Source organism: Mesorhizobium sp. A556, from assembly GCF_054489545.1.
The window spans coordinates 1-17,327 of record NZ_JBTMXA010000010.1 but is presented as its reverse complement, the minus strand read 5'-3'; the positions used below and the strand labels follow the sequence as shown (position 1 = coordinate 17,327).

Genomic DNA, 17,327 nt, shown 5'->3' with positions numbered 1-17,327 from the left:
TTAAGCCTCCTCTACCTGATCGAGATATTCGCCGTATCCCTCGGTCTCCATTTCGTCGCGTGGGATGAAGCGAAGGGACGCTGAGTTGATGCAGTAGCGCAGACCGCCGCGGTCGGAAGGACCATCCGGGAACACGTGGCCGAGATGGCTGTCGGCGTGTATCGACCTGACCTCCGTCCGGATCATGCCGTGTGCGCTGTCCCGCACCTCGTTCACGTTTGCCGGAACGATCGGCTTGGTAAAGCTGGGCCAGCCAGTACCCGAATCGAACTTGTCCGTCGAAGCGAACAGCGGCTCTCCCGACACTATGTCGACGTAGATGCCAGGCTCCTTGTTGTCGTTGTACTCTCCCGCGAAGGGCCTTTCGGTGCCCGACTCCTGGGTAATCCGGCGTTGCTCGGGGGTCAGGCGGTCAACTGCGGTCTGTGACTTTTCAAACTTCATAATAGTCTCCAATAATCATCTAGAGGGCCAGACACACTGCCGTTTATTTTGTCAGTCATTGCGCTGACTATCGCAGTGCGCCTTAGATTTATCCAATACGCTGTGCGTATAGTTTCCATAGCGCCGAAGCTCTTCATGTCGTGATTCAGTTCCACTCGTACCGGGCTGCCAGCTGCGCGATCTTCCGTATCTCGACCGTTGCCGCGGAGCCGGATACGGTCGCGATCACGACTTCGCGCTCCAAGACAAATCCGTCGATCGGCCGAGTGACGAGGCCGTGCACCGTGGCCGATCGTTCCGGAAGAATGCATATGGCGTGGCCGTCAGCGACGACCCGTTGCACCCAGTCCTCGCGATCTGATCGAAAGCGGGGTTGCATGAGCAAGTCCCGTCGCTCGAAGTGATCGAGGATCTGATCGCGAAACTCGCATTTCAGGCGATCGACGAAAGGAAACTGGAGCAGGTCTTGGCCGCGCACGATCTCACTGGCAGCCAAGGGATGGTTTGCAGAACAGCCGAGCACGAAGCGCTCCCGAAATAGAGGACGCACATCCAGCTTGCGTTCCGGTCTTGTTTCACGCGGCAGGATGCACGCGTGGTATTTTCCTGAAAGCACCTCCGATGTGTCCTCGTTCGACTGGAGCGAGTGCAGCTTGATTTCGATGGATGGCATCTCCGCTAACGCGCTCTCGAAAAACGCCGTAAATTCCTTTGGTCCGACGGTGGGCGCGACGGCGACATCCAGCACGCGGTGCCCCCCCATCGCCCAGTTCTCAGAGTGATTGCGCACGCTCTTCATCGCGACCACCATGCGCTGAAATTCTGCCTCGACGTCCTGGCCAAGGCCAGTCAGGCGGCTGTTCTTCCCGTCGCGATAGATCAGTGGCCCGCCAAACTCATCTTCCAAGCGGCGGATCGCGCGGGTTAGACTTGGCTGTGACACACCGCTCAAGCGAGCTGCTGCTGTGAAATTCAGCGTCTCGGCCAAGTTGATGAAATAGCTGACTTGATTGAGTTCCATAGTCCTTTGGCCCATGCGCCTGACTGATGCCTCTTCCGTGAGACCGCCTTCGGAAAGCAGTTCGCAGAAGTATGCTCGGCGCATATAATCATGGGCTAGGGGCTTGTCTATATGCGCCAAGCATATAAATGATCTCCTGAGGTGACGACTACTGGTTGGCGGTGCGCTCCGCTCAGCTCCGTCGAAGGTTCTGAGAGCGCAACCGCCAAGCCGCGTGCTGGAGGTTCGATGGACATGGCAGAAACAACATTCACGTTTGCTAGTGGGGCTGGCTCTCAGCTTTCCGGGCACCTCGAGCCGCCAGAGGGGACGCCGCGGGGTTGGGCGATTTTCGCCCACTGCTTCACCTGCGGGAAGGACAGTCGCGCCGCCGTTCACATCTCGCGCGCGCTGTCGCGTGCGGGCATCGGGGTCTTGAGGTTCGATTTCGCCGGAACCGGGATCAGCGGTGGGCCGGGGGAACCTGTGAGCTTCGCGTCGGACGTCGAAGACCTTCGGGCAGCCGCACAGGCTATGACTGCGGCGGGTATGAGCCCTTCCCTCCTCGTGGGGCACAGTCTGGGTGGTATGGCTGCAATCGTAGCCGCGGCAGACCTGCCAGACATTGCCGCAGTGGCGACGATCGGCGCGCCTGCCGACCTCCAGCATATCTTGCGCCTCTTCCGACCGGATGATCTCGACACTATCGCAAGCGAGGGCGAGGCCTCGGTGGAGATCGCCGGCAGACCCTTCCTCATTCGCCGCAGCCTCCTACAGGCAATTGAAGGGATCGACGTCGAGAAGGCCATTGCCACCTTGCGACGTCCGGTGCTGGTCATGCATTCTCCGCTAGATCAGGTGGTCGGCAAGGGCTTTCCGCTCGAACGGGCGAGCACGACCGTGCAGCACGAGAAGGTGGCGGTCATGATGCCGTCCGATCGATTCACCCGCACCATCGTCCTAGATGGCCCGCTGAGTGATGATCAGCGCGCTCGGATTCTCGAGATTGCTGATCGATGTCCCGTTGATTTAAGTCTTATCCGGGGTTCTGACGTGCAGACCGAGCTCTCGAGCACCAGTCAGGCTGCGGATACCACGAGGCTGGCTTGACCTTGGCGCACACTGAGAAAGGCGAACGGACTGTGAGCCAATCAGCTACCGGTAATGAGGCGTCCGCAACAGAGCGAGCAATTCTCGCAGGCGGCTGTTTCTGGGGCATGGAGGATTTGCTGCGCCGAGCGAAGGGAGTCGTATCGACGCGTGTCGGTTACATAGGCGGTGAAATGCTTGATCCGACCTATGCGAGACATTACGGCCATGTGGAAGCGGTGGAAGTGACCTTCGACCCATCCGTTCTCAGCTATCGCTCTCTCCTGGAGCTCTTCTTCCAGGTCCACGACCCCACGACCTACGAGCAACAGGGCAGCGATGTCGGTCCGAGCTATCGATCGGCGATTTTCTATACCACCGAGGTGCAGATGGAGGTCGCCTTGGCGACCATCGCCGAGATCGAAGCATCAGGTTGCTGGCCTGGCCCGGTCGTGTCGGAAATCAATCCGGAAGAACCCTTTTGGGAGGCGGAGCCAGAGCACCAAAAATACCTAGTGCGCTATCCTGGGGGCTATAGCTGCCACTTCGCGCGCCCGACCTGGCGTTTGGAACGATCAGTTCGGTGAGCAAGTCGGAGATGCCCTCTTGGTTCACGAGGAATAGGGTCGCAAGCGCGAAGCGCCGCTACGGGCCGGACTATTGCCATGATGCCTGAGTTCATGATCGCTGGCCTTTGGGGTCTGTTGTCGGGCAGCGGACTTCTGGTTGGAGCGCTGCTGGCAGAGGCAATGATTCTCCCAAGCTTTCGAGAAGGCGCCGCCGTTCATCGGCCTGATCACGGTTGTGGGCTTTCTGGCGGCTTATCTTATCGCTCAGCATTGAGCTGCCGCAATTGCGAACCTCCTACGCGTCGTAGTTCTTCTCGCGGTCTACACCTCGCTCATGCAATTCGGCATCGATGGGGCAGTTCGCGCAGCCCTCGTAGCAGCACAGGCGGCAGATGCGGTATGAATGCTCGAGGTTTTCCAAGCGATTGCGCAGAACGCGTTCAGCGATGTCGCATAAGATTTTCAGTTCGTCTGGATTCAGGATCGATAGCCCTTCGGCAATCACTTGATCGCGCGAGGCCAGGACCTCGCCGCTCGCGACCTTCCCGGCTGGAGTAAGATAGAGGGAACGCGTGCGCCCGTCTGTAGAATGCTCCCTACGCTCGATCAATCCCTCAATCGCCAATCGATCCACCAGGCGAACGGTCCCTGCATGTGAAAGGCCCACCCCGACCGCAAGCATGCGGATCGAGAGCCCGGGCTTGTGCGCGAGCAACGCCAGCGCTGAGGCGGCGGGTCCAGCTTCCGGCGCCCGCGATGAACTAGCGCGAACTATGTCGTCGCTGATCATGAGTGCGAGCGCCCCGAAAATATTTCGATCTCGAGGTCCATCCATTGCCACATCTATATGTGCGCGGAGCATAGACAGCAAGCCGTTCCCTTCTCCTCCATGGATCATTACTTATGCGGGCACCGTTAAGTTTACAGTGCCGCTCGAGCAGCACCGCAGGACTATCGCGAGTGCGTGGTAGAATATCGAGCTCAGATAATCTGCACGCACCCTGCCGGGCCGTTTGGCCGACAGGGGGCGCAGCTATCTGAGAGCAAACTACGCCCCACAAGGGTCAGGCTCCCATCCTTGGCGACTTTAAGTCGAGCGCAATCGAGATTGGTCGGCAGCCCTGCCCGAACCCATCCGCCCGAGCCCGATAAATGATAGATTCATTTCCATGTCCTTATGCGTCGCCCGGATCGGCGAAGTGCGCGGCGAGGCCTGTTTGGCCCGGAGCAACGTGTTGGGCCATGCTGTGGCGATCGGGGAAGTCGCCACCGTTTTGCGATCGGAAGGCGATCGGCTTGTCGGTGAATAGCCCGGCGAGACGCACACGCCATGCTGCCTTGATCGCCTCCACTTCCTCCGCCGTAGATACATGACCCGCGCCATAGACCGCGTGCGTCGGGAGCACGTCCATGCCGGGGTAGAACAGTGCGCCATGGGTTAGCGGAAACAGCAGTTGATCAAGCGGCCCGTTGATACCCCGCGGGCCATAGTCGGCCGCTGGGCCGCCTGCCTGCACGTTGACCAGTGCTCGCTTGCCCTTGAGTATGCCCTCCCCAAAGCGGAACTGGTTGGAGCCATTCTGATAGCCGTAGGCAAAGCCGAAAGCATAGACCCGCTCTATCCAGCCCTTTAAAATGGCGGGCACGCCGAACCACCATAGCGGGAATTGCAGGATCACAGCATCGGCCGCGAGCAGCTTCTGCTGCTCAGCGATCACGTCGTGCGTCTGATGCCCGCTTGCGTAAGCATGGCCCGATTCCATGATGAACGACAGCCGTTCGGGATTGTCACGGACTGGAAAGTCATCGGCATCGTAGACCGCCTTCCACTTCATGCCGTAAAGGTCCGAATGGACCACGGTGTGTCCCGCTGCCGACAACGTCTCAGCGGTCACGTCGACCAACTGCCGTGTCAGCGAAGTGGGCTCAGGGTGCGCGTAAACAATAAGAACTTTCATGATGATCTTTTCTGATAGTTGGGGGGTTGTCAGCATTCGACGACAATCTTGCCGAAACGGCCGTCGAGACCCTGCTGCGGATGAGCCTGAATAGCTTTCATAGGCGAACTGGTCTTCGTGCCGTCGATTGAAGCGCCGCAGGACTTAGCCCGCTTTCAGGCAATGTAGTGCGGCAACTTCGGGTGTTGAAATCAAACGTTTTATGTGTCGTTATCGACACGATGGATACCAGGAACCTCGATCTCGGACTTCTCGTGACGCTTGAGGCACTGCTTGCGGAGCGCAACGTTACACACGCCGCGCGCCGGCTGAACCTCAGTCAGCCGGCCTTGTCGGCACGGCTGGCAAGACTTCGCGATGCACTCGGCGATCCGCTCCTGATCCCGGGTCAACGCGGAATGGTTCTGACCCAGCGGGCACTCGAGCTAATGCAGCCACTGCACGAGGCACTGGAGGGTGTTCGCCGCGTCATCGAGCAAGGAGCGACGATCAATCCGAAGACCCTGCGTGCGACCGTGGTGATCGCGGCGAGCGACTACGTGCAGTATGCGCTGCTGGCACGCTACTCGGTCGCCTTGCGGGCCGAGGCGCCGATGATCCGCATCGCCTGGCGGGCGTTAGACATGATGGTACTCACGACACAGTTGGAGCGTGGCGAGGTGGACCTGGCCTTGGGAACGCCCGAACAGGCGCCGGCTGCGATGCGCCAGCGCCAACTCTACGAGGAGGAGTATGTGGTCGTCGCGCGACAGGGGCATCCGGCCGTACGCGGTGTCCTTGATCTGGACTTGTTCTGCGCGTTGGACCACGTCGTCGTTTCACCTCAGGGCGGCGGCTTTGCCGGTCCTACCGATGCGGCTCTTGAGGCGATCGGCCGCCGTCGTACCGTCGCCTTGTCCACATCAGGCTTCTTGATCGTGCCGGAGATCGTGTCACGATCCGATATGATCGCGCTAATCCCACGCCGAATCGCAGACGGTTGGTCAGACCGGGTGCAGGTGCTGGAACCGCCGCTCCACATACCCGGATTTGTCATCGCCAGTATCTGGCACGAACGCACGACCAGCCATCAAGCACAAAGCTGGCTGCGTGACAGGCTCGTTGCGTTGGCACAAGGGTAGCCACCCTTCCGTCTTGTTCACCAACGTCCGCGAGGTTGGGCGAGACGGTGAGCGCCTCCATGCTTTTGCTCGGCCGCATGGCAGCGTTCGTGGTGCCGAAGCGTGCTGACCGGCAAATCAGATCGCCTCTTACCGCGCCGTCACGCAGGCGGGGCTGCTTGCGTGCCTGCCATGAGTGCGGCAGGCGAGTAGCGAGAAGGAGCATGCCCAGCCCCGCCGCCGCCATCGCAGCTCCCGCGACCGCGATGCCAGGGTAGCCGCCAGCGCTCAGCACGGCTCCGCCGAGCGCGTTGCTGAGGTTGAACGCGCCGATGTTCATCGCGGAGGCAGCTATCAGTTGTTCAAGAATTCAACGATCGCATCGGCGATTTCACTGGCATGCGTTTCGAGTGCGAAATGCCCCGTATCGACAAAGCGGACCTTTGCGTCCGGCAGGTCCCGCTTGAACGCTTCGGCGCCGGGCGGCAGGAAGAAGGGGTCGTTCTTGCCCCAGATCGCGAGCAGCTTTGGTTGGTGCTCGCGAAAATACGCTTGGAAGGCCGGGTAAAGCGCCACGTTGCTTGCGTAGTCGAGCATCAGATCGAGCTGCACCTCGTCTGCGTCCGGCCGCTCCATATACCAGATATCGAGCGCGATTCCATCCGGCGAAATGGTCGCCGGATCGGCCACGCCATGCTCATATTGCCAACGGATGGATTTGGGTGTCAGCATTTCGCTCAGCGCCTGCCTGTTGGCGTCGCTCGGATCGCGCCAGTAGCGTTCGATCGGATTCCAGCCGTCGCTCAGCCCCTCCTTATAGGCGTTGCCGTTTTGCGAGATGATCGCCGTCACGCGCTCGGGATGGGCCATCGCAAGACGTAGGCCGACTGGCGCACCGTAATCAAAGACGTAGACCGAGAACCGATCGAGGCCGAGCACCTGCGTGAAACGCCCGATGATCTTGGCGAGGTTTTCGAAGGTGTAGGTGAAGCTGCTCCGCGCCGGCAATGCCGAGAGCCCAAACCCCGGCAGGTCGGGCGCGACCAGATGGAAGCGGTCCGCCAGCAGCGGGATCAGATCGCGGAACATGTGGCTGGACGTGGGAAAGCCGTGCAGCAGCAGCAAGGTCGGCTTCGAACGATCTCCTGCCTCGCGGTAGAAGACTTCATAGCCGTCGACGTCGATTGTTCTATAGGCGGGATGGGTCATATGCGTGCTCCATGGTTGCCGAACGCCTGGCGTCCGGGTTGATAATCGTGAGGAATATGAAAGCGCGACCGGACTAGAAACCGAGGTCGCTCAGACCGCGGTGATCGTCAGGACGTCGGCCGAGCGGCCAGTGGAAACGACGATCGGCATCACGGATCGGCGTATGGTTGATGCACGCCAGACGGCGACGCATCAGACCCTCGTCGCTGAACTCCCAGTTTTCGTTGCCGTAGGAGCGAAACCAGTTTCCGCTGTCGTCGTGCCATTCATATGCAAACCGCACCGCGATGCGATTGTCCTGGAAGGCCCAGAGCTCCTTGATGAGCCTGTAGTCCAATTCGCGCTGCCATTTGCGTTCGAGAAAGGCGGCGATGGCCTCCCGGCCCTGGAGGAATTCGGAGCGGTTCCGCCAGAGGCTGTCGATGGTATAGGAGCCTGCGACCCTAGCGGGATCGCGGCTGTTCCAGCCGTCTTCGGCAAGCCGGACTTTTTCGAGCGCGGGTTCAATCGTGAAGGGCGGCAGCGGCGGGCGCTGAATGTCCATTATCGTTCTCCTTGGGAGGCGAGCCGCGCTTGCAGGGCGGCGTTCTCGGCTTCGAGTTGCGCGAGGCGCTGCTGGAGCGGTCGCACCGCTTCCGCCACCTCGGCTTCCGTAAAGCGCGGAGTGATGTGCTGCGGACAGTTCCAGTCGAAGGCTTCGAGTCGCAGCCGAAAGATGCGTTCTGACTTCGCCCGATAATCGGGAATGGCAACGAGCTTGCTCAGAATGGGATCGGCGTCGAGCGCAATGACCTCGACATGCGCGTAGATCTTCAAGCGGGCACGATGGGTGTAATCCATCAGGAACAGGCAGGCACGATCATTCGAGGCGACATTGCCGACGCTGATATATTGACGATTGCCACGATAATCAGCGAAGGCCAGCGTGCGATCATCGACCAGCCTGAGAAAGCCAGGCGGGCCACCGCGATGTTGCATGTATGGCCAGCCGGTCTCGGATACCGTAGCCATGTAGAAGCTGTCGCGGGCCGCGATGAAGGCGGCCTCGCCGTCAGTCAACCGATCGAACTCGCGATCCCCTTTGAAATCCTGCCAAACGTGATCGGCACCCATCTCTGCCTGGGCAGCGCGGACGCTCGGTGTCACAGCAATATCTAGGAAGCTATAGGACATGACAGGTTTCCAGTTCGAGAAGTGGGCGGGCCGAGCGGAGGTCACGCGGCCCGCCAAGGCCGTCAAGTGGCTGCGGCGTTGACCTCGACGACGGGGAAGTCGATTTCGGTCTTGGCAACCTCGTTCAGGAAGTTGGTGAAGCTGTTCTCGGCGACTAGCGCAACGATCTCGACGAGCTGCGCGTCGGTAAAGCCGGCGTCGCGAACGGCAGCGATGTCGGCATCGCTCACATGGCCACGCTGCTGCGCGACCTTGAAGGCGAATTGCACGGCTGCATTAGCCTTGGGATCGCTAGATGCCCCCTTGCGGTTCATCGCGATTTCTTCCGGGCTGATCTTCACTAGGTTGAGACCAATATAAGTGTGAGCCGAGAGGCAGTAGCCGCAACCGTTTACTTGCGCGACAGCCAGGGCGATTCGCTCGCGGGTCTTGACGTCGAGGGTTTTGGACAGGGCGCCCTGGAAGCTGGTGAAGGCGGTGAGCGCCACAGGGCTGACGCCGATGAGGCGGAACAGATTTGGAACGACGCCCAGCTGCTTGTGGACGGCATCCAGCGTTGGCTTCGAGGCTTCCGGTGAATTGTCGCGGGTCGGGATCGCAATGCGGGACATAGACTTTCTCCTTTGGTTCGCGAACTCATCCGGTTCGACAGGAGGAGGTATGCTCCATTTCATTCGGCTGCATAATCAGCTAACATCGGTTATAACCTCACCATTATCCGGGAAGATAGATGGACCGACTGGAAGCAATGTCGCTGCTGATAGAAGTTGTGGATCGGGGGAGCTTTTCCGCAGCAGGTCGGTCGCTCGGTGTGCCCGTCACGACCGTCAGCCGAAAGATTTCCGATCTGGAGGCGGCGGTCGGCGCAAAGCTACTGATCCGCACCACGCGCAAGATCGATCTGACCGACGCCGGTATCACCTACCTCAGGGCAGCACGCCGGATTATCGATCAGGTCGAAGAGGCCGAACGCGAAGCCGCGGGAGAATTTACGGTTCCAAAAGGCGACCTTGTCATCACCGCGCCGGTTCAGTTCGGTCAACTGCACGTCCTGCCGGTCGTGAGCGACTTCCTTGCGCTGTTTCCCCAGATCAATATCCGCTTGTTGCTGCTGGATCGCCACGTCCACCTTGTCGAGGATCACGTCGATATGGCGGTCCGCATAGGAAGACTTCCCGACAGTGCGATGATCGCGACCGGGATCGGATCGATGCGCACCGTCGTCTGCGCGAGCCCGCATTTTCTCGCCGGACACGGCATGCCGCAGACCCCGAGTGACCTGGCGAAGCTGCCCGGCGTGACATTCGATGGGCCGATGCCCTCACCGTCGTGGCAGCTCAGGAACCCGAAAACGGGAGCGTCGATTGACATTCCCATCGTCTCGCGGCTGTCCGTGACAACGATGGGGGCGGCAGTGGCCGCCGCGGTCCGCCATGTCGGCGTGACGCGCCTGCTGCATTATCAGGTGGCGGAGGCGGTCAAGGCTGGGACGTTGCGGATCGTCCTCGAGGAATACGAGCCGGAGCCAACGCCGGTGAGCCTGGTGCATGCCGCACGAGGCCAGATGGCGCTCAAGATGCGCCGCTTCCTGGATTTCGCCACGCCCCGATTACGCTTAATATTTCCGGAGTTTTAGGACGGATTGCCGGGCAAGGGCCGCCCTTCGGAGGATCACGATCTGGCGCTGTCATCGCTAACCGGAGTGGTCTAGAGGGTTTTGTTGCAACGGCTGATTGGAAGCGCAAAGAGGGCCAGTCCGAGGCCAATTATGCGGCAAGAATTGCGAATTGCTCGGCCAGGGACGGATTCGGATTAAAGGCGTATCTGGCCTGTCGCTTGCGCATCATATGGACCATCTCGATGCCGGACAGGATGATCGCGGCTGATGCCTGTGATTTGAATCCAAGCATTGGCCGGATGCGGCGCTTGATGCGCCGATGATCCTGTTCGATCCGGTTGTTCAGGTATTTACTCTTGCGGATTTCGATCGGCTTCAGCCGGCGCCGAGAGCGATCCTGCAAGATGGGGTATCCGGCTTGAGCCTCACTTTCTGACGATGATGGATGGTAGGAGAAAGGTGCTGCGCTTCGACCGGATGAACACCGGATCGGAAACCATTTGCCCCCGATTGATACAGCAATCCTTCAATCGATTGAAAAGGCGTGAGAAAATTGTGGCGACGGGACTCGATGGCTCAATTTCAACCACCGGACTCTTGGTCCACGCGAAAAAACTTCGTGATTGGAAAGTGCGGTGTGGCTCACCCACATCGGGGTTGTCCGAACGACGCGCTTTCCTCCCAAGACACGCCGTTTGACGGACAGGAATGAAAATCTGGAGTTTTTAAAATGAAGATCATTGCTCTCACCACCGCCGCTCTCCTCGTTGCCGCCGGCAGCGCTTTCGCAGCGAACGACCATTTCAAGACACCGTCGGCCCAGTCCTCGACCGTTGACAGCACCTACACGTCTTCGGTGAAGTCCTCGGTTAACCCGAGCGTCTACGTCGGTCAGCCGGTCGCCGATACGGCCGATAGCCGCACGCACTGGGGCAACAACTAATACCGGACTGGAAACGGCATTTCGTTTCCTTTCCCTTTCGATGCCCTGAAAATTGACCGGGTGTCGAAAGACTTCCTCAACAGAGCGGCGGGGCTGTCCCGCTGCTCTCTATTTTTATCGACCGTCCATCGCGTTGTGCAGAAGCGGTCTGCCCTATAAAATGGGCCCGCCTATAGAAGCGGCTTGGCCTATAGAAAAGGCTTTGCCTTCATCGTTGCCGGCACCGGCACGCCAAGGCGCTTGAGGATTGTCGGCGCCAGTTGCAACTGGTCGAGCAGCACGTCCGGCTTCGGTTCCTTGCCCTGCCCGAAATAATAAAGCGCGAAATCCTGCATCTCGTTGTCGTGACCGCCATGATGGCCGCGATCGGTCTGGCCATGGTCGGCAGTGACGGTCACTTCGTAACCGGCTTCGCGCCGGCGCGGCAGGAAGGCGGCGAGCATGCCGTCCATGGCATATCAGGCGTGGTCCATCTCGGAGCAATCGTGGCCGTAACGATGGCCCATGGAATCCAGCGTACAGGTATGCAGGATGCCGTAGTCGATGGAAAATCGCTTGGTCAGCATCGTCAGCGTGGCGAACAGGTCGACGTCGCCCAGCGTCATCTGGTTGCGGGCGTTATAGCCCGTCATGGTGTGAAAACGGCCATGGGTGATCGGCCCGCCCGGCTCGTCATATTCCATGTCGTCCACCCCATCACAACCGTTCGATCGCGACAATTCGAATCCGCGACGCCTGTCTGAACTGACCGGGGAAGCGGTGGCAGCAAAGGGCGTCAGCGTTGCGGTTGTGCGCCTGCTTCAGGTGCATGATACCGAAAAGCAAGGGCTGCTCACCCCGATGATCGAGATCGCTCGCGCCCGCAGCTTTGCGGCTTATGTGGGTGAAGGCAACGAGCGCTGGTCCGCGGCCCATGTCAGTGACGTCGCCCGATTGTTCCGCCTGGCGCTTGAGAAGCATGAGCCTGGAGCGCGCTACCGCGCGGTCGCCGAGGAGGGCGTCCTGACTCGCGATGTCGCCGAAGCAGTCGGACTAGGCCTGGATATTCGTATGCGGTCTTTGTCGCCCGAGCAGGCTTCCGAGTATTATGGGCCGTTTGCGCATTTTGCTACTCTTGATCTGCCAGCGTCGAGCGAATGGACGCGCAAGAAGTTGGGTTGGAAGCCGACCGGTCCAAGCCTTCTCTCCGATCTCCAGCACATGGATTACCATATGGCAGCAGCCCACTGACGAATGGCGACGCAGCGGCCAGTCGGGTGCGGCGCAAAGCTCAGATACATGGGATACGTATGATGTCCTAGCTCGCCTTGTTGAGATCAGTCCTGGCCAGATGACGCTCGGCACCCGAAGCCATTGCTCTGCCCAAAAATGGATCCGGCAACAGAAATTCTCGCAGTTATTCAACTGCGAGTGTCAGCAGCGGCATCTGCATAGAGTTTAGGCGACAAGGTTTGTCTCCGAAAGCGCCGCTCAGTTGTGACGCTGCCACTAATATCGATGCCAAATTGGCGACGAGAATCCGTCGGGCGATAACAGTACCGCCAGCCCTGAAACGCATCCCGACCGGGGCTGCAACCGACTTCCCTGTCCGACTTCTGAAGGAGTGATTGCCGCTCATAGGACTTCGCCGGGATAAGCACCCCACAAGCGAATCTGTTTTCGGGTGCGGACTCACTAAAGCCACCATATGACGGCAGCGGCGAGGCTGATGGCGGCAATGAAGTTTTTTATGTTCCGGTCGAATCGAGTTGCGATGCGCCGCCAGTCTTTGAAGCGGCAGAACATGCGTTCGACGACGTTGCGCTGTTTGTAGATCGCGCGGTCATAATCGTATTGGATCTTGCGGTTCTTGCGGGGCGGAATGACGGGCTCGGTGCCACGCTCGACCAGCCATTCCCGCAGCGCCTGGCTATCATAGCCTCCGTCTCATACCTGACCTGTCCCGGACTTACGCCTTGTCAGCGTTCTGGGCCGCCTCGAATACAGCGCGTGCGGACGTCGTACCCGCTACATGCTCCGTACCCTCGGCTCCGAGGTCCATCCATCCTGAATTCACGGCCTCGTACATTTCTTCGGCAGGTCCGGTGTGGCCCTTCGGGATGCCGAACTGCTCGAACGCTTCCGACCACCCTGCACGCGGGACTGCAAAGGCATTCACGTCGACCTTCAGGACTTCACCCAATTGCTCGGCGACTTGATCCGCGCTGACCATGGAACCAAGCTCGACGACGCGATGCCCTGGCCAGGCGGGCCCGGTCAAAAGGGTTGCGACCTCCGCGCCGATGTCGTTGGTCGCGACCATGGTCGCTTTCCGGCTTGTCGGATTATTGTAGACCGGCAGCACTCCGCCCTGGGCGACATGCAAGCCGTAGAGGAAGTTTTCGAAGAATCCACCGGCGCGCACAAATGCGATTGGGGATGTCAGGTCACGAAAACCTTGCTCCAGAAGCGACAGGGCCGTGATCACCCCGTGCCCGCTGGTTCTGTTTGCGCCCATCGACGAAAGCGCAACCACGCGCGGCGGCGCTGCCCTGGCGAGCGCCTCGACATAGTGTGCGATCACGCCCTTTACTTCTTTGTAATCGGGCGAGGGCGCCCAGACAGCCGGCAACATGACGAACGCGCCGTCGACGCCCTCGAGCGCCCGCTCGATGGCGCTCGCATCGTTCCAGTCGCCGTCGACCAGTTCGACCCCTTGGTCCGTCCAGCTCGCCGCCTTCGCGCGGTCGCGGACCAGCGCGCGTACCTTCTTGCCGTGCGCCAGTAAATGCCTTGCCGTTGCGCCGCCCACTTTTCCCGTGATTCCCATTACTAAAATCATATGTTTTCTCCTGATGTTTAGGGACAGAGCACTGCCCCGGTTGGTTCAACGGATGAGCGGCAGAATGGCCCGGATACGGGGATCGCGCGCGTAGTTGCGGCGACATGCGACAACAGCCATCGAGACGCTACAAATCTCCGTCTTGCGACTTTTCGGCCTTGAGCCACGGACCTTGAACGGATGCGCCGAGGAGGCACAACGATGCAGCAAGCAGGACGAGATCCTTGAGAAGAAACTGGCCAGGCACAGCCGAGATCGCCGGAAATCCCCCCGCCATCGGCTCTCCTACGCCGGGCGTGCTCAGGAAGAACGTGAGCGTAATGAGATAGGTTATCGTGGACATCGCCGCCCCCAGGGCGGAGAAGATCGGCCTGATCGCGCCAGCGATGAGAGCGGCGGCAGTCGATAGCTCAAGCACCCCAATGATGTAACTTGCGCCCCTGATGCCAAACAGAACGTGCAGCCAGCTCATGAAGGGGCTGTGAGCGATGAACGGAGCAATGCCGTTTGCTTCATACGCAGTGAATTTCATTCCACCGAACCAGAGAAATATAACGACCAGAGCCCATCTGAGCAGCGCCAGAAGAACGAGTGATCCAACGCTTTTTTCAGCGATTTGCAGGCGAATCTGATTTACATGAATGGTCATTTGCAACGTCCTGTTTGAGTTGTTCCTCTGTGTCGGAGAGCAGCTTTGCTGGCAGCGCGGCGGAGCGCCGACAGCATGTCTTCGGGTTCGGGCCGGCGGGTATAGTCGGGGTTCACCTCAACGCGTCGGCAGGGCACATCACATTGACCATCGTCTCAACGAAACCGGCTTCGTCTGGGCCGAACGATAGATAGCCGAGTGTTGGCGACGGCAATCTAGTGGAAAGAGTACTCGCGAAAGCATCCTCGGCTTGGGAGGTGGCAGGTTCGGATGCTTCCGCGAGAGCCGCGGTGGTCGCGGTGGTACCTACCAGGACGCCTGGCGCCAGCGAAGCGGCTCCCGCGGCGGCAACGCCGAGAAAGTCCCGACGGTTCGGATGGAGAATTTTGTCGCTCTAGTCATTGGTCATTGAGGTTGCAGTCCACTTTCTTGGTTGCGGCAAAGGCGCATGCGCAATGGCTTCAACGTCGAGGAGGCCGCGTATGCTCGAACGGCCCGCTCAATGTCAGGATCGGACGTGGCGGACGAAATTAGAAATTCCCTTTGGACATGCTTTCGATAGCGTGAGGTATCGTCGTCCAAAAAAGCCAAATGCACTCCGTCATCGGGGAGCATTTCAAAAAGGTCCAGTGCCGAATTGTTTCGGATACAGCTGCGGCAGGCGGGACTCCCCACCGTTTATCAAGATGATTTTTGGGGCCAGGATGGATTGAAGGTAATTCCGTTTCTCAGCATGGCGCAGGCGACGTTGAGGAGGCGATCGGCGACCGATCGCAGGGCGCGGCCGTGGCTGTGACCTCGGCTTCGCAGGGCGGCATATTTGGCTCGGCTGTTGGGGTCGTGCTGAACCGCGACGCGAGCCCAATGGTACATGGCGTTGGCGAGCCGGTCATGCCAGGCTTGTCCTCTTATGACGATCAAGCTCTTGCCCGACCGCTTGGTGACGGGGGCGACACCTGTCAAACTGCGCAAGGCGGGCGGCGTAATCTCGCCGCCGCAGGGCATCGAAGGCCTCTGCGAGCAGCGTGGCGAGGACGATCCTTCCCACTCCCGGCAAGGATGCGAGGATCTCCACGTCATGCTGCTTTTGCTGCCCCGGTGTGTTGTCCTCGGTCTCCATGAGGCGGGCTGTCAGGATATCGAGGCGCTGATGCGCTTCCTTCAGTTGCCGGTTCACCAGGCGAATGCGCCTAATCAGCGTGACGATATGGGCGTTTGCGGCCTCGGTTGTGCCGGCGGCGACCCTTACGGACGGCTGGCGCAAGACGGTGAGCAGGTGGCCTGCGTCGAAGCGGCGGATACGATGGCGCTTGAGCAGTTTGGCGACCGTCGTCTCACGCATATGGGCGGCCTTGGCCGGCGTCGGCGCGGTCTCCCACAGATCGGCAGCCACTCTGCGCCAAGGTCGGCTTCGAGTTCGAGGATCGCTGGAAAGTAGCGCCAGAGTTGCTCGCACATGCGATTGGTGAGGCGATTGCGTTCAGCGCCCAGGTCTTCAGCGATGCGCGACCACTCGCGCAGTTCGATGACGACAGGATTGCCGAAGGCAAGCGGCCGGAAGCAACGCGGATCGGTGCGCAGGGCCGAGGCCATCACTTCGGCGTCACGACTATCGTCCTTGGCGCCGGAAAGCGTGAAGCGGTCGCGGAAGCGATCCATTTGCGTCGGGTTGATGGCATTGACCTTGAAGCCGCGCTCGATCAGCGTTTCGACCACGGGCCCGTGCGGAACCTCGATTGCAACCTGGATCTGCTGCTCCCCGACCGCGCCGCTCGCCGCGGTCAGCCAGGCCGCCATTGCGGCCAACCCTTCTCCGCCGTGCTTGAAGACCTTCTCGCCGATCTTTCGGCCGTTGCCATCGGTGAGAAACACGTGATGGCTCTCGGACGCCCAGTCGACTCCGGCGTACCATTGTCCTTGGTCCGTCATGCCTCTTCTCCTTTCATCCGTCCGAGCCATCGCGATCTTCGCCGATCCCTGTACTGGCGCTCGGACGAAAAAGGTCTCCGGCGCGGACTCCCCACGGGGCATCGATCGCGCCAATCCGATGGGGCACTCGTCCCACCTCGGTGGTCAGGCCACAGGGGAGAATTGGTTGCTCCCGACGAATCGGCTCGGTGCGGGAAAGCTACGCCAATTCGGGCCGTCGCCCGTGGGTCACGCTCCGTCTCGCTACGCTCCACTTCGCGCGACCCACGGCGTGCATCCCAAGAACTGCCTGAGAAGGTACAGGGAGATCGGCGTGTCTGGACGAACGGCGACGGATTGTGGATTCGCGGCGCGATTTGCGGACCTATTTTTCCGCCGCGGCGCCGCGGCCCGCGGCACTCCCGTCCCGCCATTTGAGGAAGAACGCGTCGATGGACAATCTGACTGCAACGCTGGTACGCCGCTTTCACACCTTGTGGATGCGACCGGTCGAAGGGAACTTTCTTAGTGCATTCGAAATGCCCGCGGGCCGCCGCATCGGTTTCTTCCCCGGTTCGACGATCTGAAACCTCGACGCCGAGGAAGCCGAGGCTTCAGCACAATCGTTGGATTCATGATGCAGTCCGTCGGCTTGAGACGCGCGACCGCCGCGCGATCGCCGGTGTCCGCGACAATCGTGGTCATTGCGCGGAGTTGATCTAGTTTTGAAGCCAAGGCCATTTTGGTCTGCCCCCTGAAAAGTGGTCCTCCCTTATGTATGGCTTTTGAGCCGATGGAGGACTTAAGAAATGGCCAGAAAGAGACACAGTGCGGAAGAGATCGTCA

General features: G+C 60.1%; 21 protein-coding genes and 4 pseudogenes. 7 read left to right on the top strand and 18 right to left on the bottom strand.

Annotation, left to right across the window (positions count from 1 at the left end; all coding sequences use genetic code 11):
* Both msrB and ACX3P0_RS18315 read right to left on the bottom strand, forming a co-directional pair.
* Entirely contained in the window at positions 1-444 is a 444-nt protein-coding gene (gene msrB / locus ACX3P0_RS18320; protein WP_459081182.1) for a peptide-methionine (R)-S-oxide reductase MsrB, read from the bottom strand.
* A gap of 145 nt (positions 445-589) precedes the next feature.
* Positions 590-1,465 (bottom strand): LysR family transcriptional regulator, encoded by an 876-nt coding sequence (locus ACX3P0_RS18315; RefSeq protein ID WP_459090681.1) that lies wholly within the window; start codon positions 1,463-1,465, stop codon positions 590-592.
* A gap of 228 nt (positions 1,466-1,693) precedes the next feature.
* Between ACX3P0_RS18315 and ACX3P0_RS18310 the strand changes: the two genes are divergently transcribed.
* Together ACX3P0_RS18310 and msrA are read left to right on the top strand one after the other, a co-directional pair.
* Positions 1,694-2,554, top strand: coding sequence for an alpha/beta hydrolase (locus ACX3P0_RS18310; RefSeq protein ID WP_459090679.1), 861 nt, complete (start codon positions 1,694-1,696; stop codon positions 2,552-2,554).
* Positions 2,555-2,586: 32 nt separating this feature from the next.
* A complete protein-coding gene (gene msrA, locus ACX3P0_RS18305) occupies positions 2,587-3,120 on the top strand; it encodes a peptide-methionine (S)-S-oxide reductase MsrA (RefSeq protein WP_459090937.1) in 534 nt (177 codons plus the stop codon).
* Between the two features lie 277 nt (positions 3,121-3,397).
* On the opposite strand, the gene ACX3P0_RS18300 is transcribed toward msrA, so the two are convergent.
* Complete coding sequence (locus tag ACX3P0_RS18300; RefSeq protein WP_459090677.1) at positions 3,398-3,892, bottom strand: MarR family winged helix-turn-helix transcriptional regulator; 495 nt, start codon at positions 3,890-3,892, stop codon at positions 3,398-3,400.
* A gap of 385 nt (positions 3,893-4,277) precedes the next feature.
* A complete protein-coding gene (locus ACX3P0_RS18295) occupies positions 4,278-5,096 on the bottom strand; it encodes an NAD(P)H-dependent oxidoreductase (protein ID WP_459090675.1) in 819 nt (272 codons plus the stop codon).
* Between the two features lie 149 nt (positions 5,097-5,245).
* On the opposite strand from ACX3P0_RS18295, the gene ACX3P0_RS18290 reads away from it, so the two are divergent.
* Positions 5,246-6,181, top strand: coding sequence for a LysR family transcriptional regulator (locus ACX3P0_RS18290; protein WP_459090673.1), 936 nt, complete (start codon positions 5,246-5,248; stop codon positions 6,179-6,181).
* Between the two features lie 333 nt (positions 6,182-6,514).
* Here ACX3P0_RS18290 and ACX3P0_RS18285 read toward each other — a convergent pair whose 3' ends face one another.
* From ACX3P0_RS18285 to ACX3P0_RS18270, 4 genes are all read right to left on the bottom strand, one after another.
* Positions 6,515-7,369: an alpha/beta fold hydrolase gene (locus ACX3P0_RS18285; protein ID WP_459081178.1), complete on the bottom strand. Its 855-nt coding sequence runs from the start codon at positions 7,367-7,369 to the stop codon at positions 6,515-6,517.
* Positions 7,370-7,442: 73 nt separating this feature from the next.
* On the bottom strand, positions 7,443-7,913 hold the full coding sequence (locus tag ACX3P0_RS18280) for a nuclear transport factor 2 family protein (RefSeq protein ID WP_459090671.1): 471 nt from the start codon (positions 7,911-7,913) through the stop codon (positions 7,443-7,445).
* Positions 7,913-8,542 (bottom strand): pyridoxamine 5'-phosphate oxidase family protein, encoded by a 630-nt coding sequence (locus tag ACX3P0_RS18275; RefSeq protein ID WP_459090669.1) that lies wholly within the window; start codon positions 8,540-8,542, stop codon positions 7,913-7,915. Before ACX3P0_RS18275 ends, ACX3P0_RS18280 begins: the two co-directional genes overlap by 1 nt.
* 62 nt (positions 8,543-8,604) lie before the next feature.
* Positions 8,605-9,153 (bottom strand): carboxymuconolactone decarboxylase family protein, encoded by a 549-nt coding sequence (locus ACX3P0_RS18270; protein ID WP_459090667.1) that lies wholly within the window; start codon positions 9,151-9,153, stop codon positions 8,605-8,607.
* A gap of 119 nt (positions 9,154-9,272) precedes the next feature.
* On the opposite strand from ACX3P0_RS18270, the gene ACX3P0_RS18265 reads away from it, so the two are divergent.
* Positions 9,273-10,178, top strand: a complete 906-nt coding sequence (locus ACX3P0_RS18265; protein ID WP_459090665.1) for a LysR family transcriptional regulator — start codon at positions 9,273-9,275, stop codon at positions 10,176-10,178.
* 130 nt (positions 10,179-10,308) lie between these two features.
* On the opposite strand, the pseudogene ACX3P0_RS18260 reads toward ACX3P0_RS18265, so the two are convergent.
* Positions 10,309-10,563: pseudogene (locus ACX3P0_RS18260) on the bottom strand (DDE-type integrase/transposase/recombinase); the annotation flags it as partial.
* Positions 10,564-10,890: 327 nt separating this feature from the next.
* Between ACX3P0_RS18260 and ACX3P0_RS18255 the strand changes: the two are divergent.
* Positions 10,891-11,103: a DUF680 domain-containing protein gene (locus tag ACX3P0_RS18255; protein WP_459090663.1), complete on the top strand. Its 213-nt coding sequence runs from the start codon at positions 10,891-10,893 to the stop codon at positions 11,101-11,103.
* Between the two features lie 188 nt (positions 11,104-11,291).
* On the opposite strand, the pseudogene ACX3P0_RS18250 reads toward ACX3P0_RS18255, so the two are convergent.
* Positions 11,292-11,801, bottom strand: a pseudogene (locus ACX3P0_RS18250) (alkaline phosphatase family protein); the annotation flags it as partial.
* Between ACX3P0_RS18250 and ACX3P0_RS18245 the strand changes: the two are divergent.
* Complete coding sequence (locus ACX3P0_RS18245; protein WP_459090955.1) at positions 11,785-12,333, top strand: Rossmann-fold NAD(P)-binding domain-containing protein; 549 nt, start codon at positions 11,785-11,787, stop codon at positions 12,331-12,333. The pseudogene ACX3P0_RS18250 and the gene ACX3P0_RS18245 sit on opposite strands and share 17 nt — an antisense overlap.
* A gap of 444 nt (positions 12,334-12,777) precedes the next feature.
* Here ACX3P0_RS18245 and ACX3P0_RS18240 read toward each other — a convergent pair.
* From ACX3P0_RS18240 to ACX3P0_RS18210, 7 genes and pseudogenes are all read right to left on the bottom strand, one after another.
* Positions 12,778-13,017 (bottom strand): annotated as a pseudogene (locus ACX3P0_RS18240) (transposase); the annotation flags it as partial.
* A 34-nt stretch (positions 13,018-13,051) separates the two neighbouring features.
* Complete coding sequence (locus tag ACX3P0_RS18235; RefSeq protein ID WP_459090661.1) at positions 13,052-13,924, bottom strand: NmrA family NAD(P)-binding protein; 873 nt, start codon at positions 13,922-13,924, stop codon at positions 13,052-13,054.
* Positions 13,925-14,051: 127 nt separating this feature from the next.
* Entirely contained in the window at positions 14,052-14,573 is a 522-nt protein-coding gene (locus ACX3P0_RS18230; RefSeq protein ID WP_459090659.1) for a YkgB family protein, read from the bottom strand.
* A 112-nt stretch (positions 14,574-14,685) separates the two neighbouring features.
* Complete coding sequence (locus ACX3P0_RS18225; protein ID WP_459090935.1) at positions 14,686-14,958, bottom strand: hypothetical protein; 273 nt, start codon at positions 14,956-14,958, stop codon at positions 14,686-14,688.
* A gap of 296 nt (positions 14,959-15,254) precedes the next feature.
* Positions 15,255-15,578: a transposase gene (locus ACX3P0_RS18220; protein ID WP_459090657.1), complete on the bottom strand. Its 324-nt coding sequence runs from the start codon at positions 15,576-15,578 to the stop codon at positions 15,255-15,257.
* Positions 15,463-15,837 carry a transposase gene (locus ACX3P0_RS18215; protein ID WP_459090655.1) on the bottom strand — a complete coding sequence of 125 codons (375 nt, stop codon included), beginning with the start codon at positions 15,835-15,837 and terminating at the stop codon, positions 15,463-15,465. Before ACX3P0_RS18215 ends, ACX3P0_RS18220 begins: the two co-directional genes overlap by 116 nt.
* Positions 15,819-16,502, bottom strand: a complete 684-nt coding sequence (locus ACX3P0_RS18210) for an IS110 family transposase (protein WP_459090653.1) — start codon at positions 16,500-16,502, stop codon at positions 15,819-15,821. The genes ACX3P0_RS18215 and ACX3P0_RS18210 overlap by 19 nt, the downstream gene beginning before the upstream one ends.
* Positions 16,503-16,933: 431 nt before the next feature.
* Between ACX3P0_RS18210 and ACX3P0_RS18205 the strand changes: the two genes are divergently transcribed.
* Positions 16,934-17,068, top strand: a complete 135-nt coding sequence (locus ACX3P0_RS18205; protein WP_459090953.1) for a hypothetical protein — start codon at positions 16,934-16,936, stop codon at positions 17,066-17,068.
* Positions 17,069-17,093: 25 nt separating this feature from the next.
* On the opposite strand, the pseudogene ACX3P0_RS18200 reads toward ACX3P0_RS18205, so the two are convergent.
* Positions 17,094-17,216: pseudogene (locus ACX3P0_RS18200) on the bottom strand (transaldolase); the annotation flags it as partial.
* Positions 17,217-17,327 lie beyond the last annotated feature (111 nt).

What these genes read in the sequence shown, in the direction of transcription:
- ACX3P0_RS18295 (WP_459090675.1), bottom strand. Translation starts at nt 5,096, where the DNA reads ATGCTGACAACCCCCCAACTATCAGAAAAGATCATCATGAAAGTTCTT.
- ACX3P0_RS18235 (WP_459090661.1), bottom strand. Translation starts at nt 13,924, where the DNA reads ATGATTTTAGTAATGGGAATCACGGGAAAAGTGGGCGGCGCAACGGCA.
- ACX3P0_RS18300 (WP_459090677.1), bottom strand. Translation starts at nt 3,892, where the DNA reads ATGATCAGCGACGACATAGTTCGCGCTAGTTCATCGCGGGCGCCGGAA.
- ACX3P0_RS18285 (WP_459081178.1), bottom strand. Translation starts at nt 7,369, where the DNA reads ATGACCCATCCCGCCTATAGAACAATCGACGTCGACGGCTATGAAGTC.
- ACX3P0_RS18265 (WP_459090665.1), top strand. Translation starts at nt 9,273, where the DNA reads ATGGACCGACTGGAAGCAATGTCGCTGCTGATAGAAGTTGTGGATCGG.
- ACX3P0_RS18230 (WP_459090659.1), bottom strand. Translation starts at nt 14,573, where the DNA reads ATGACCATTCATGTAAATCAGATTCGCCTGCAAATCGCTGAAAAAAGC.
- ACX3P0_RS18310 (WP_459090679.1), top strand. Translation starts at nt 1,694, where the DNA reads ATGGACATGGCAGAAACAACATTCACGTTTGCTAGTGGGGCTGGCTCT.
- ACX3P0_RS18280 (WP_459090671.1), bottom strand. Translation starts at nt 7,913, where the DNA reads ATGGACATTCAGCGCCCGCCGCTGCCGCCCTTCACGATTGAACCCGCG.
- ACX3P0_RS18210 (WP_459090653.1), bottom strand. Translation starts at nt 16,502, where the DNA reads ATGACGGACCAAGGACAATGGTACGCCGGAGTCGACTGGGCGTCCGAG.
- ACX3P0_RS18315 (WP_459090681.1), bottom strand. Translation starts at nt 1,465, where the DNA reads ATGGAACTCAATCAAGTCAGCTATTTCATCAACTTGGCCGAGACGCTG.
- ACX3P0_RS18275 (WP_459090669.1), bottom strand. Translation starts at nt 8,542, where the DNA reads ATGTCCTATAGCTTCCTAGATATTGCTGTGACACCGAGCGTCCGCGCT.
- ACX3P0_RS18255 (WP_459090663.1), top strand. Translation starts at nt 10,891, where the DNA reads ATGAAGATCATTGCTCTCACCACCGCCGCTCTCCTCGTTGCCGCCGGC.
- ACX3P0_RS18205 (WP_459090953.1), top strand. Translation starts at nt 16,934, where the DNA reads ATGGACAATCTGACTGCAACGCTGGTACGCCGCTTTCACACCTTGTGG.
- ACX3P0_RS18220 (WP_459090657.1), bottom strand. Translation starts at nt 15,578, where the DNA reads ATGCCCTGCGGCGGCGAGATTACGCCGCCCGCCTTGCGCAGTTTGACA.
- ACX3P0_RS18270 (WP_459090667.1), bottom strand. Translation starts at nt 9,153, where the DNA reads ATGTCCCGCATTGCGATCCCGACCCGCGACAATTCACCGGAAGCCTCG.
- msrB (WP_459081182.1), bottom strand. Translation starts at nt 444, where the DNA reads ATGAAGTTTGAAAAGTCACAGACCGCAGTTGACCGCCTGACCCCCGAG.
- ACX3P0_RS18245 (WP_459090955.1), top strand. Translation starts at nt 11,785, where the DNA reads ATGTCGTCCACCCCATCACAACCGTTCGATCGCGACAATTCGAATCCG.